This is a genomic window from Streptomyces sp. NPDC052043 (assembly GCF_044548235.1).
Taxonomy (GTDB): Bacteria; Actinomycetota; Actinomycetes; order Streptomycetales; family Streptomycetaceae; genus Streptomyces.
Window position 1 is genome coordinate 184590 of record NZ_JBIUBT010000012.1, and the last position, 12643, is coordinate 197232.

10 protein-coding genes and 1 tRNA gene are annotated in these 12643 nt (G+C 72.9%); 4 read left to right on the forward strand and 7 right to left on the reverse strand.

Annotated features, from left to right (window positions below):
- Nucleotides 1-7: 7 nt before the first annotated feature.
- From ehuB to ACIHCX_RS28210, 3 genes are all read right to left on the reverse strand, one after another.
- Nucleotides 8-907: an ectoine/hydroxyectoine ABC transporter substrate-binding protein EhuB gene (ehuB, locus tag ACIHCX_RS28200; protein WP_400034263.1), complete on the reverse strand. Its 900-nt coding sequence runs from the start codon at nucleotides 905-907 to the stop codon at nucleotides 8-10.
- A 239-nt stretch (nucleotides 908-1146) separates the two neighbouring features.
- Nucleotides 1147-2550 (reverse strand): amidase, encoded by a 1404-nt coding sequence (locus ACIHCX_RS28205; protein WP_400034265.1) that lies wholly within the window; start codon nucleotides 2548-2550, stop codon nucleotides 1147-1149.
- A gap of 18 nt (nucleotides 2551-2568) precedes the next feature.
- Nucleotides 2569-3525: a D-2-hydroxyacid dehydrogenase gene (locus tag ACIHCX_RS28210; RefSeq protein ID WP_400034267.1), complete on the reverse strand. Its 957-nt coding sequence runs from the start codon at nucleotides 3523-3525 to the stop codon at nucleotides 2569-2571.
- Between the two features lie 380 nt (nucleotides 3526-3905).
- On the opposite strand from ACIHCX_RS28210, the gene ACIHCX_RS28215 reads away from it, so the two are divergent.
- From ACIHCX_RS28215 to ACIHCX_RS28225, 3 genes are all read left to right on the forward strand, one after another.
- Nucleotides 3906-4637 carry a decarboxylase gene (locus tag ACIHCX_RS28215; RefSeq protein WP_400034269.1) on the forward strand — a complete coding sequence of 244 codons (732 nt, stop codon included), beginning with the start codon at nucleotides 3906-3908 and terminating at the stop codon, nucleotides 4635-4637.
- A gap of 186 nt (nucleotides 4638-4823) precedes the next feature.
- Entirely contained in the window at nucleotides 4824-5978 is a 1155-nt protein-coding gene (locus ACIHCX_RS28220; RefSeq protein WP_400034271.1) for a glutathione-independent formaldehyde dehydrogenase, read from the forward strand.
- Between the two features lie 193 nt (nucleotides 5979-6171).
- Nucleotides 6172-7260 carry an LLM class flavin-dependent oxidoreductase gene (locus tag ACIHCX_RS28225; protein ID WP_400034273.1) on the forward strand — a complete coding sequence of 363 codons (1089 nt, stop codon included), beginning with the start codon at nucleotides 6172-6174 and terminating at the stop codon, nucleotides 7258-7260.
- A gap of 6 nt (nucleotides 7261-7266) precedes the next feature.
- Here the strand turns inward: ACIHCX_RS28225 and ACIHCX_RS28230 are convergent, their stop codons facing one another.
- Entirely contained in the window at nucleotides 7267-9396 is a 2130-nt protein-coding gene (locus tag ACIHCX_RS28230) for an EAL domain-containing protein (RefSeq protein ID WP_400034275.1), read from the reverse strand.
- A gap of 442 nt (nucleotides 9397-9838) precedes the next feature.
- Between ACIHCX_RS28230 and ACIHCX_RS28235 the strand changes: the two genes are divergently transcribed.
- Entirely contained in the window at nucleotides 9839-11161 is a 1323-nt protein-coding gene (locus ACIHCX_RS28235) for a M6 family metalloprotease domain-containing protein (protein WP_400034277.1), read from the forward strand.
- A 133-nt stretch (nucleotides 11162-11294) separates the two neighbouring features.
- Here the strand turns inward: ACIHCX_RS28235 and ACIHCX_RS28240 are convergent.
- The 3 genes from ACIHCX_RS28240 to ACIHCX_RS28250 all read right to left on the reverse strand — a co-directional run bounded on the left by ACIHCX_RS28240 (nucleotide 11295) and on the right by ACIHCX_RS28250 (nucleotide 12552).
- Nucleotides 11295-11368: transfer RNA gene (locus ACIHCX_RS28240), tRNA-Lys, on the reverse strand.
- Entirely contained in the window at nucleotides 11359-12012 is a 654-nt protein-coding gene (locus ACIHCX_RS28245) for a bifunctional DNA primase/polymerase (RefSeq protein ID WP_400034279.1), read from the reverse strand. The genes ACIHCX_RS28240 and ACIHCX_RS28245 overlap by 10 nt, the downstream gene beginning before the upstream one ends.
- A 165-nt stretch (nucleotides 12013-12177) precedes the next feature.
- Complete coding sequence (locus ACIHCX_RS28250) at nucleotides 12178-12552, reverse strand: hypothetical protein (protein WP_376396164.1); 375 nt, start codon at nucleotides 12550-12552, stop codon at nucleotides 12178-12180.
- Nucleotides 12553-12643 lie beyond the last annotated feature (91 nt).

The window sequence follows — 12643 nt, forward strand, 5'->3', positions numbered from 1 at the left end:
GTCCCCGTCAGCCCTTGCACAGGTCGACGGTCTTCAGGTCCGCCGGCGGGATGGTGTCCTTGCCGAACCCGTACTCCCCGACGAGCTGCACGTACCGGTCCGGATCCGAGGTGATCTTCTTCAGCTGCTCGTTGAAGGCGTCCCGGAGTTCCTCGTCGTTCTTGCGGAAGACGGCGCCGCCCGGGCTGTACTGCCGCACGCCGTCGACCACCGGCACGAAGGACTCGGTGACCTCCACCTTCGGGTTGGTCCTGGCCAGCCAGCGCAGTGAGATGCCCGTCAGCACGAAGGCGTCGACCCTGCCCTGGGCGACCGCGTCCGCGCCGTCCTGCGGCTTCTGGAGCGTGCGGATGCCGCTCTCGGAGATGCCGGCGGCGGTGACGTAGCCCTTCTCCACCGCGCCCGACATCACGCCCACGGTGGCCCCGGCCGCCTTGGCGGAGGCGAGGTCCGTCAGCTTCTTCGGGTTGCCCTTCTTCACCATCATCGCGGTGGGCGAGACGAACTCCGGCTCGGAGAACAGAGCCTTCTGGCAGCGCTCCGGGATGATGGCCATGCCCGCGCTGATCACGTCGTACTTGCCGGCCTGGAGCCCGGGGATCAGACCGTCCCACTCGGAGAAGGTCGGCTTCAGCTCGTCCACGCCCAGGGCCTTGAAGATCTCCCGGTGCAGCGTCGGCGCCTCGCCCTTGAGCTGCCCGCCCTCCTCGAAGCCGTACGGGGCCTCGTTGGCGTAGGCCACCTTCACATAGCCCTGCTTCCTCAGCTGTTCCAGCTTCGAGCCCTTGCCGTCGCCGCTGTCCGTCTTGCTGCACGCGGCCAGCAGCCCGGGGACGGCGAGCATGCCGCCCACGGTCGCGGCTCTGGTCAGAAAGCCCCGGCGGGACAGGTTGGGGAACTCGGACATGGACACTCACCCTCCAAGAGAGCCTCGTCGGCTCGGGCCCTTCGCGGATAGTGGTGGCGCCTGCCCGATCTCCGTGGTCTATGCGGGTGGACTGGGGGATGTGATCCAACGGTGTCCGGGCGGAGACCGTTCCGTGTCCGGCCGGCGAGACGCGGGGCGGGTGTGAACTCCGGTGCCTCCGGGCCGACGGGTCGTGGACCTCGCCCTGCTCCACGAGCGTGGCGCGGCGGGGGAGATCCTCACGTTCCGGCGGGCGTGAGCCGGGTCGCCACCCCTGCTTCGTACAGCGCGTGGGCCGCCCGCAGCACCAGGTCGTCGCGGTGCCGCGCGGCCACGATCTGGAGGCCGACCGGCAGCCCGTCCTCGTCCCCGCCCACCGGCACGGACGCCGCCGGCTGCTGGGTCATGTTGAACGGGTACGTGAACGGCGTCCACCCGGTCCAGCGCCGGTGCCCCGAGCCCTTCGGCACCTCCGCGCCCGCCTCGAACGCCGTGATCGGCAGGGTCGGCGTGACCAGCAGGTCGAAGCTCTCGTGGAAGTGGCCCATGACGCGGCCGAGTTCGGCGCGGACGTTTACGGCGGCCAGGTAGTCGAGCGCCGACAGCCGGGCGCCGGCCGCGCAGATCTCCCGCAGCCCGGGGTCGAGCAACTCCCGTCGGCTGGGCCCCAGATGCTGGACGGCACGGGCCGCGCCGCTGAACCACAGGGTGTGGAAGGCGTCCACCGGATCGGCGAAGTCCGGGTCGTTCTCGGTGACGTACGCGCCGAGGTCCGCAAGACCCGCCACCGCCCGGCGCACCGCCGTGGCGACCGCCGGGCGCACCGGCACCTGGCCGCCCAGGGACGGCGAGTAGGCGACCCGCAGCCCCCGCACCCCGCCGGCCAGGCCCTCCGTGAACGAGCCGGGGGCCGGGCCCAGCGCCGACCAGTCCCGCGCGTCGGGCACCCCGATCACGTCGAGCAGCAGCGCCGCGTCCGCCGCGTCCCGGGCCATCGGACCCACGTGCGACAGCGTGCCGAAGGCGCTCGGCGGATACAGCGGGACCCGGCCGTACGTCGGCTTCAGCCCGAAGATCCCGCACAGCGCGGCCGGGATGCGCACACTGCCGCCGCCGTCCGTGCCCAGGGACAGCGGGCCCGCGCCGAGCGCCACGGCCGCCGCGCTGCCACCGCTGGAGCCGCCGGCGGTGCGGGCCGGGTCGTGGGGGTTGCGGGTGACGCCGGTCAGCGGGGAGTCCGTGACGCCCTTCCAGCCGAACTCGGGCGTCGTGGTCTTGCCGAGGAAGACCGCGCCGTGCTCGCGCAGCCGGGCCACCGAGGGGGCGTCCTCGTCCCAACGCCCCTCCTCCGGCACGGTCCTGGAACCGCGCAGGGTCGGGTGGCCGCGCAGCAGCAGGATGTCCTTGACGGTGACCGGCACCCCGTCCAGCCGTCCCGCGGGCCTTCCGCGCCGCCACCGGTCCTCCGACTCGCGGGCCCGCGCCAGGGCGTCCTCGGCGGTGATCCGGACGAACGCGTTCACCTCCGGCTGGATCCGCTCGGCCCGTTCCAGCGCCGCCCGGGTGGCCTCCACGGGGCTGAACTCGCCCTTCCTGTAGCCGTCGAGCAGTTCTCCCGCGGTCAGCTCGGTGAGCTCGGTCATCGCGCCTCCAGACAGGGGTCAGTGTCCCGGTACGTACCCGCGCCGTTTGTCGACGACGTTCGGCAGCGGCTCGCCCGCCTCCCAGCGGCCGTACAGATCGACGAACTGGGCCGCCAGCTCGTCCCTCCAGCCGACCGTGTCACCGCTCATGTGCGGGGACACGACCAGACCGGGCACCCGCCACAACGGGCTGTCGGGGGTGAGGGGTTCGTCCCTGAAGACGTCCAGGGCGGCGCCCGCGATCCAGCCGTCCGTGAGCGCCCGGACGAGCGCCTCCTCGTCGACGAGCTGCCCCCGGCCGACGTTGACGAAGCACGCCGAGGGCTGCATGAGGCCGAACCTGCGGGCGTCGAACATGCCGCGGGTCTCCTCGGTCAGCGGGGCCGCCGCGATCACCCAGTCGGCGCGGGCGACGAGCCGGTCCAGGTCCTTGGGGCCGTGCACTCCGGTGCGCGCGGCGCGGCCGACGACCGCCGCCCGCACCCCCAGCGCGCCCAGCGTGCGGGCGATCGCCCGGCCGATCGGCCCGGAGCCCACGACACACGCGCGCGTACCGGCCAGCCGCCGCGACTCGCGGTGCCGCCACCGCCCCTCGCGCTGGAACTCCAGGGTTCGCGGCAGGTCCTTGGCCAGGGCGAGGACGAGCGCGGCGACGTACTCGGCGATCGGCTCGTCGAACACGCCCCGCGCGTTGGTCACCACCGTGGCGGACGCCGCCAGCTCGGGGCACATCAGATGGTCCACGCCCGCGCTCGCCGTGTGCACCCAGCGCGGCCGCGGTCCCCCGCCCGGCCAGGCCTCCCGCACCGCGGTGGAGGTGAAGTCCCACACGAGCAGCACATCCGCCCCGGGCAGGCGCGCGGCCAGCCCGGCCGCGTCCGTGCGCACGATCCTGGCGCGGCCGGTGAGCCGGCCCAGACGTGGCGGCGGATCGGCGTCCAGGACGAGCAGGACGAGAAGGACGGGGACACTCATGGCGAGCCGTTTCTCGTAAGGGGCGGCCGTCCGACGTGCACGGATGGACCACGCTCGCACCCGAATCCCCCCTCGTCAACACGGCCGCCCGTACGGACGGTTGCTCTCCGTGGCCCCACCGTGTCGTTCACCCGCCGTCAGTGCCGCCCTCCCGTCTCCCCCGCGTGAGGCAGGTCCCGTGGCCGGAGGCGGAACCGCGCACCCCGGTGATCTCCGCCAACCAGGTCACGATGTGGGCTGTGCCGCGCCGGCTGGGTACCCGAGCCCGTGGGGCCGTACCGGGCGCTGCCGGCCGGTGTGCCGCCCGCGCGGCCCGCGCCGCGACCGGGTGTCGGCGGCGCCCGGCCCGTACGGTCCGACGAACAGCAGGAAGGCAGGCCATGACCGCACTCGGATTCCTCTACCCGGGCCACTCCGCAGAGGACGACTATCCGCGCATCGAGCAGCTCCTGGGCAGCGACATCCGGGTGGACCTGGTCCACACCGACATCGGTGAGGACGCGCACCGGGTCGACGCGCTGTACGAGACGGGCGCCCCCGAGCGGCTCGCGCGGGGCGTGCAGGGGCTGCGGCTGTCCGGCGCGGAGACGGTGGTGTGGGCGTGCACCGGCGGCAGCTTCGTACGCGGCTGGCAGGGCGCGCACGAACAGGTCCGCGCGCTGGCCCGGACGGCGGGCATGCCGGCCTCCTCCACCTCCTTCGCCTTCGTGCACGCGGCAACCGAGCTCGGCGTCCGCCGGGTCGCGGTCGCGGCCACCTATCCCAAGGACGTCACCGCCCTGTTCACGGACTTCCTGCACGCCGGGCAGATCGAGGTGGCCGCCGCCCGCAGCGCCGGGATCGGCACCGCGGCCGAGGTGGCCACCTGGGGCGAGGCGGAGATCCTGGCCCTGGCGCGGGAGGCGGACGTCCCCGAGGCGGACGCGGTCCTGCTGCCCGCCACCGCCCTGCACACGGCGTCCCACCTGCCCGCCCTGGAGAAGCACCTCGGCAAGCCGGTCCTCACGGCGAACCAGGTGAGCGTCTGGGAGGCGCTGCGGCTCGCCGACCGCCGCGTCAACGCGCCCGCTCTGGGTGCGCTGTTCACCCGGGAGCCGATCGTCCAGGTGTGACACCGGCGCGGTTGCGGTCCCCGTCGCACGGGCGGACGCTGGAAGTGTCCGGCGGTGCAGCGAGAACGCCCGGGGCCCGGGAGGACCGACGCCCCCGCCTTCGCGTGTCATCCTCGCAGTGGGTGTCCCCCGGCACCGACCCGTGGTCGCCGCCGTCGTCCAGCGTTCGACGCGGAGGTGACCCAGGTGAAAGCCGTCGTCTACGAAAAGCCCTTCAACGTCATGGTGAGGGACGTCGACGATCCCCAGATCCAGCACCCCAACGATGTGATCGTACGGGTCACGTCCACCGCGATCTGCGGGTCCGACCTGCACATGTACGAGGGCCGCACGGCCGCCGAGGCGGGCATCGTCTTCGGCCACGAGAACCTCGGCATCGTCGAGGAGATCGGTGACGGCGTGACGTCGCTGTCCCCGGGCGACCGGGTCGTGATGCCGTTCAACGTGGCCTGCGGGTTCTGCAAGAACTGCCTCGCCGGGAAGACCGGGTTCTGCCTGACGGTGAACCCCGGCTTCGCCGGAGGCGCCTACGGATACGTGGCGATGGGCCCCTACACCGGCGGCCAGGCCGAGCGGCTGCGTGTGCCGTTCGCCGACTTCAACTGCCTGAAGCTGCCGCCGGGCGACGAGTTCGAGACCGACTTCGTGCTGCTCGCCGACATCTTCCCGACCGGCTACCACGGCTGCGAACTCGCCAAGGTGTCGCCCGGTGAGTCCGTCGCCGTCTTCGGCGCCGGACCGGTGGGCCTGATGGCCGCCTACTCGGCCCTGCTGCGCGGCGCGTCGAAGGTGTTCACGGTCGACCGGGTGCCCGAGCGGCTCGCCAAGGCGGAGGAGATCGGGGCCATCCCCATCGACTTCACCAGGGGCGACCCGACCGAGCAGATCATGGAGCAGACCAACGGCGAGGGCACCGACAAGGGTGTGGACGCCGTCGGCTACCAGGCCCAGTCGCACAAGGACGTCAGCCACGAGGAGCCCGCCGTCGTCCTCAACACGCTCGTCGAGACGGTACGGCCCACCGGCCTGCTCGGCATACCGGGGCTCTACGTACCCTCCGACCCGGGCGGACCCGACGAGCACGCCAAGCACGGCCAGCTGCTGGTCTCCATCGGCAAGATGTTCGAGAAGGGTCAGCAGATGGGCACCGGTCAGTGCAACGTGAAGCAGTACAACCGCCAGCTGCGCGATCTGATCATGGCCGGGCGCGCCAAGCCCAGCTTCGTGGTCTCCCACGAGCTGCCGCTGGACCAGGCACCCGAGGCGTACCAGAAGTTCGACAAGCGGATCGAGGGCTACACCAAGGTGGTCCTGCACCCGGGCCACGCGCTCGCGGCGTGAACGCGGACTGAGGGAGCCGTCACAGGGAACCTCCGCCCTGGACCCGTCGGGGTCCGGGGCGGAGCCTCGTGGCGGTTCCTCCGCGTGCAAGCGAGACGGGCCGGTGGGCGGGCGGGGGACGAAGGAACAAACGACAGCGGTGCCCTGTTGACCCCGGTCAGGAAAGTGAACGGTCAACCAGCTGGAGGCACCCGTGGCGGTAGACGAGATCAGGGGCACGGCACACGGGACCGCCCCGGTACCCCTGTCCGTACTGGACCTGGTGACCGTGGGCGCGGGGCACACCGCCACCGACGCGCTGCGCACCAGTGTCGCTCTGTCGAAAACCACGGAAAGTCGCGGCTACCACCGCTACTGGGTCGCCGAGCACCACTCGATGCCGGGTGTCGCCTCCTCCTCACCGGCGGTGATCCTCGCCCACCTCGCCGCCCACACCGACCGGATCCGCCTCGGCTCCGGCGGCGTCATGCTGCCCAACCACGCCCCGCTGGTCATCGCGGAGCAGTTCGGCACCCTGGAGGCCATGGCCCCGGGCCGTGTCGACCTGGGCCTCGGCCGCGCCCCCGGCACGGACGGCGCCACCGCCGCCGCCCTGCGCCGCACCGACCCCATCGATCGGAGCGCCGACGACTTCCCCCAGCAGCTCGCCGAGCTGATCCGCTTCCTCGACGACGACTTCCCCGACGGCCACCCCTACCGCCGTATCCACGCCGTGCCCGGCCCGGTCCAGGCCACCTCTCCGGGTGGCGTGCAGTCCCGGCACCGCCCGCCGGTCTGGCTGCTCGGCTCCTCCGGCTTCAGCGCCCGCCTGGCCGGCACCCTCGGCCTCCCGTTCGCCTTCGCCCACCACTTCTCCGCGCAGAACACCGTCCCGGCCCTCGACCTCTACCGCGAGTCGTTCCGTCCCAGCGCGGTGCTCGACACCCCGTACGCCCTCATCGGCGTCGCGGCCCTCGCCACCGAGGACGAGCGCGAGGCACGCCGCCAGGTGCTGGCCGCCGCCCTGAACATGGTCCGGCTGCGCACCGGCCGCCCCGGCCTCGTGCCCACCCCCGAGGAGGCGGAGGCGTACGCGTTCAGCTCGATGGAGCGGGAGTTCGTCGAGTCCTGGAACGCCAACGTCGTCCACGGCACCCCCGACGAGGTCCGCTCCGGCCTCGACGACCTGCACAAGCGCACCGGCGCCGACGAGTTGATGATCACGAGCAACGCGCACAGCGGCGCCGTACGCCTGCGCAGCTACGAACTCATCGCGGACGCCTACGGACTGCCGGCCGCCTGAGCAGCCTCAGGCCCGGTCGCCCAGCAGCTCGGAGATGCGGTCGGGCGGCACCGGGCGGGAGTACAGCCACCCCTGCCCGGTGTCGCAGCCGATCCGGCGCAGCCTGCTCGCCTGGTCGGACGTCTCCACGCACTCCGCCGTGACGGTCAGCCCCAACCGGTGGGCGAGCTGGATCATCGCCTCGACGATGACCTCGTCCGCGGGGCTCGGCCGGCTCGCCGCGCCCTCCGGCTCCTCGTGCTGGAACCCCCGTACGAAGGAGCCGTCCAGCTTCAGCGCCGACACCGGCAGGCGGCTGAGATAGGCGAGGTTGGAGTACCCGGTGCCGAAGTCGTCGATGGCGATGTGCACGCCCATGTCGTTCAGGGACCGCAGCGCTTCGAGCGGCCGGCCGGCCGAGCCCATCACGGCCGACTCGGTCAGCTCCAGCTGGAGCAGGTGCGGCGCCAGACCGGTCTCGGCGAGTACCCCGGCCACGTCCGCGACCAGGTCGGAGTCCCACACCTGGCGGACGGCCACGTTGACGCTGACGAAGATCGGCGGCTCGTCCGGATGGTCCAGCTGCCAGCGGCGGGCCTGGCCGCAGGCGGTGGCCAGGATCCAGCGGCCGAGCGGCACGATCGAGCCGTCCTCCTCCGCCAGCGCGATGAACCGATTCGGCGTGAGCGTGCCGAACTGCGGGTGGCGCCAGCGGACGAGGGCCTCGACCCCGCGCAGCCGTCCGTCCTCCATGCCGACCAGCGGCTGGTACTCCAGGGCGAACTCGCCGCGTTCGACGGCCGCGCGCAGCGTGGAGACCAGGGCCTGACGGGTCATGCGGTGCGCGTTGCGCTCCGGGTCGAACAGGGTCCAGCGGGCCCTGCCGTCCGCCTTCGCCCAGTACAGCGTCGTGTCGGCGGCCTGCATCAGCGCGGTGGCCGACGAACCGGCCGCGTGCCGCTCGACCACGCCGATGGACGCCGACACCGACAGGCGCCGGCCGGCGACCTCGAAGGGCTCCTGGAGCGCCGAGAGCACCGACTCGGCCAGCTCCGCGAGCTGCTCGGTGCCGGTCGAGTCCTCGACGAGCAGCGCGAACTCGTCGCCGCCGAGCCTGGCCACCAGCGGCGTGCTCGTCCGGCCGTGGCCGGCCTCGTCCGCGCACCGGGTCAGCCGTTCCGCCACCCCGGCGAGCAGCCGGTCGCCGACGCGGTGGCCGAGGGTGTCGTTGACCGCCTTGAAGCCGTCGAGGTCCAGGTAGCACAGGCCGACCCGGCCGCTCCCGCCGCGCTCGTACGACTCCGACTCCAGCGCGGCCGACAGGCGCTCGAAGAACAGGGTGCGGTTGGGCAGCAGGGTCACCGGGTCGTGGCCCTTCACGTGCCGCAGCCGGGCCTGGAGTTCGCGCCGGGCGCTGATGTCGGCCACGGACAGCAGCACGCCCGGGGAATTGGGGGTCAGGGGCGCGACCGTGACCTGGACCCACAGCGGGTGGCCGTCGGGGTGCTTGAGCCGGCGGGCGCAGCGCAGCCGGGCCTGCCGGCCGCGCAGCACCTCGGCGTAGGCGTGCCGGGTGCGGGTGTCGGAGGCCAGGTCCACCAGATCGGCGGCGGGCTGCCCGGCCAGTTCGTCGGGGCCGGCGCCGAAGAGCGCGCCGAAGGTCTCGTTGGCGCTGACGACCAGGCCCTCGTGGTCGACGACGGCCATCGCCAGCGGCGCCGCGCGGAAGGCGGACCGGAAGGGGCGCTCCGCCCCGGTGGCCGGGCCGGATTCCGGGACGGCGTGCGGGGCGGCGCTCAGGGGGGAGGGGTTCGGGACCGGTTCCAGGGCGGAGACCGGGGCCGGTTCAAGGACGGATTCCGGGGCCGGCTCCGGCGCTGACTCCGGGATGGGTTCCGGGGTGGTGCGGACCGGTGGGGGTGTGGACCCGAGCAGGTCCACGACCGCGGGCGCGGATTCGGCCAGGACGGTGAATCCATGGATGGCGGGAGCCGGTTGCGCCATCGGGGTGAGGCCGCGGACGGGGAGGAACCCCGCGGGACCGGTGCCGCAGGGCGCGGGCGCGGCCGGAGCGACGGCCCGCTCGGCGGCGGCGGCCGCGACCGGGTCCGCACCCGGAGCCCCGGTCGTGTCACTGTCCGTGACAGTAGGTCGCATGAAGGCTGCCGCGGGCGTCGGCCCTTCGGACGTTCCGCTCACCGCTCGCTCCCACAGTGCACTCGGTCTTCTTATCGGTCTGGTCGGGGTGGCCGGCCGGCTGGAGGACGGCGGCCCGGCCCGTGTCCGCGCAGGAAAGTGCAGGGAAAGTATGTCGATCATAGATGCCGTCGGCGAACCCCTTCCAGCCGCGCGCCGCTCCCGCGCGGCGACCGGCCGCTCGCCCGGATCGTTTCCGATCACACCCGCATCGGTTCCTTTTGTCGCTGACCGTTTGTGACGTTCCGTGAGCAGCTCGGGGATGTCGTTCCCCCGGTCCCACGCCGGGCCGTCCTGCCGTGAACTCGCGTCCCTCACCCTTCCGGTGCAGACAAACAGGGCGTACCCCTCCAAACTCGCACAGGCTGGGTTCGGTGTCCCGCGAACCGCCCCGGAGGTCCCCGTGCCGTGTCAGCTGCCCCCGAAGGCGCTCGGCCGTGGCGTCCTCGGGGCGCTGAACCGGGCCGGGGCGCGTCCCCGGCTGCGGAGCACCACAGCCGTGTTCACCACCATGTCGGCGGTCGCCGCCACCTCGATCCTGGGCGGGGCGTCGGCCGCCGGGCCGTACTCCACCGCGCCCTGCGCCCTGCAACGCACGGACGCCCACCACTCGGAGGGGCTGGACACCTGGAACCCCTCCTACGTACAGCCGGTCGGTACGCGGGACGCCGTCATGGTGTTCCTGTCGTTCCCGGACTCCACCCCGCGCACCACCCCGGCCGAACTCGCCGCCGACCACTTCCCGGCCACCAGCCGGTACTACGAACAGGCGTCCTTCGGCAGGTTCACCCTGCGCGCCCACCCGCTGCGGCGCTGGCTCCGGATGCCGCGCCCGTCCACCGCGTACGCCGTGCGCCGTGACTGGAACGCCCGGGACCGCACGGCGTATCTGCGGGACGCGCTCGCCGTGGCCGACCCCCAGGTCGACTTCTCGCGCTACGACATCGTCTACTTCGTCGCCGACCCGGACGCGCCCGGCGTCGACTCGGACGCGACGAAGGTCGTCAACCTGGACACTCCGCTGCGGGCCGACGGCAAGGAGTTCCGGCAGGTGGTGACCGTCTTCGAACGGCATCCGCCGGACCGGCTGGTGCTCGCCCACGAGTCGGGGCACGTCTTCGACCTGCCCGACCTTTACCACCGGCCCGCCGACGGCAAGGGCGACTGGGACACCTACGTCGGGGACTGGGACCTGATGGGCAGCCAGTTCGGTCTTTCGCCCGACCTGTTCGCCTGGCACAAGTGGAAGCTCGGGTGGCTGGACCCCCGCCAGGTGACCTGCGTGTGGGGAAGGGGGCCGACCCGGGTGACCCTGGAGCCGGTGGAGGTGGGTCCGGCGAGCGCGGGCTCTTCGGGGACGTCCGCCGCCGGATCGCCGCTGTTCGGGCTCGGCAGCGGAACGAAGCTGGTGGTGGTGCGCACCGGGAGCGACAGTGTGCTGGCCATCGAGGCGCGGGCGTCGGTGGGCAACGACGTGCGCGGGTGCCGGCAGGGGGTGCTGGTGTACCGGGTGCGCAGCGGGGCGGAGTCCGGTGGCGGCCCGATCGAGGTGATCGACGCCCATCCGCACACCGGGGCCTGCGAGGAGACCTCGGTCCAGCCCGCGCTCGCCGACGCCCCGATCGACGTGGGGGAGAGCTTCACCGTGCCGGGCGATGGGGTCCGGGTGGAGGTGGAGAACCGTACGGCGTCCGGTGCGTACACCGTCAAGATCAGCTCGGTGTGACGCCTGGCGTGCACAGGGGGAGCATCTGTCGCACACGTGGCGATGACGGCACGGTGAAAGCGGCGCGGTGAAGACGACACAGCGATGGCGAGACCGGTTCGCTGTCCGCGACCCTGTCTCGCCATCGTCGTCGTGCGCCGCCAGGGACTCGAACCCCGGACCCGCTGATTAAGAGTCAGCTGCTCTAACCAACTGAGCTAGCGGCGCCTGCTGACGTCGTAGACCTTAGCATCCTGGTCGCTGGGAGGAAAAATCGATATCCGCACCGCCGCGCGGGCGGCCCGTACGGCCGCCCAGAGCATGATCTCCGGGCCCGGCAGCCAGGGGTGACGGGTGTCCGGGGCGACGAGCCAGCGGGAGGCCGGCCGTGCGGCGAGGGTGTCGTCGGACAGGGCGTCGCCGGACGGGGCGGGGAGGGTCACCGCGTCGCCGTTGCCGTGGCACAGCAGGGGCGGGATGCCCTCCCCGCGGCCGGCCTCCCGGCCCCGGGACCCCCACTCCTCCCACTCCAGCAGCGAGGGCAGCCGGTGCGCGGTGCCCGGCGCGGCGAAGAGCAGCATCCGGCCCCGGTGGACGGCGACCGGGCCCGACCCCGGGCCCTCGTCCCACAGCCGGTCCAGCATCCGGCGGCCGAAGATCGCGGGCACGTTTACGACGTCGAAGGCGGTGCCGCAGGGCAGGACGACCGGCGCGTCCGGCCGTTCCCGCCAGAGGGCGAGCGTGCTGCGGGGATACGCGCCCGCCGAGGCCAGCCAGGCGGCGCCGTCCGCGGTGACGCCCGAGGCGTTGGAGCGCTGTGCTGCCCACGGGTCGAGGTGGGCGACGAAGGGTTCGTTCCCGGTGCGGCTCATGGCGGATATATCTACCTGTTGTGAGCAGGTGATTCCACAGGGTTGCGGGAAACCGGGACGACAAGGTGGGGATCGGGGTATCTTGCGCGCTCGGCATATGCCAGAGCCGGGGGAAGCGGGAGGAGTGGGGGACGGGATCGGGGATCAGGGGAGGGGATCGGGGGATCAGACGGGGTCGGCCGGGTTGGCGTGCACGCCGCCCTCGGCTCCGCTGAGCAGATCCCGCCCGAACTCCACCATCCTCTTGGCGTAGTCCTCGGTCCAGTCCGCCCGCTCGGCGATGGCCGCCGGGGTCAGCCGGTCGAACCGCCGCGGGTCGGCGAGCTGCGCCGCCGCGATCGCCTGGAACTCCACCGCCCGGTCGGCCGCCGCGCGGAACGCGAGCGTCAGCTCCGTCGCCCGTGCGAGCAGTGCCCGCGGATCGTCGATCGACTCCAGGTCGAAGAAGTGCTCGGGGTCGGCGGCCGCCTCGGCGGGCTCGAAGAGCAGGGGCGCGGGGCGTAGCCGCGGTTCGTCACGACGCGGCGTTGGCTCCGCCATGTCTGGACCTCCTCGTACGGTTCGGATGACACCGCCCTGTGAAAGGGCCACCCTTCATTGTCTCCCGCGAACGCAAGGGTGCGGCCGGCTT

What these genes read in the sequence shown, in the direction of transcription:
- ACIHCX_RS28205 (WP_400034265.1), bottom strand. Translation starts at nt 2,550, where the DNA reads ATGACCGAGCTCACCGAGCTGACCGCGGGAGAACTGCTCGACGGCTAC.
- ACIHCX_RS28250 (WP_376396164.1), bottom strand. Translation starts at nt 12,552, where the DNA reads ATGGCGGAGCCAACGCCGCGTCGTGACGAACCGCGGCTACGCCCCGCG.
- ACIHCX_RS28245 (WP_400034279.1), bottom strand. Translation starts at nt 12,012, where the DNA reads ATGAGCCGCACCGGGAACGAACCCTTCGTCGCCCACCTCGACCCGTGG.
- ACIHCX_RS28210 (WP_400034267.1), bottom strand. Translation starts at nt 3,525, where the DNA reads ATGAGTGTCCCCGTCCTTCTCGTCCTGCTCGTCCTGGACGCCGATCCG.
- ehuB (WP_400034263.1), bottom strand. Translation starts at nt 907, where the DNA reads ATGTCCGAGTTCCCCAACCTGTCCCGCCGGGGCTTTCTGACCAGAGCC.
- ACIHCX_RS28215 (WP_400034269.1), top strand. Translation starts at nt 3,906, where the DNA reads ATGACCGCACTCGGATTCCTCTACCCGGGCCACTCCGCAGAGGACGAC.
- ACIHCX_RS28230 (WP_400034275.1), bottom strand. Translation starts at nt 9,396, where the DNA reads ATGCGACCTACTGTCACGGACAGTGACACGACCGGGGCTCCGGGTGCG.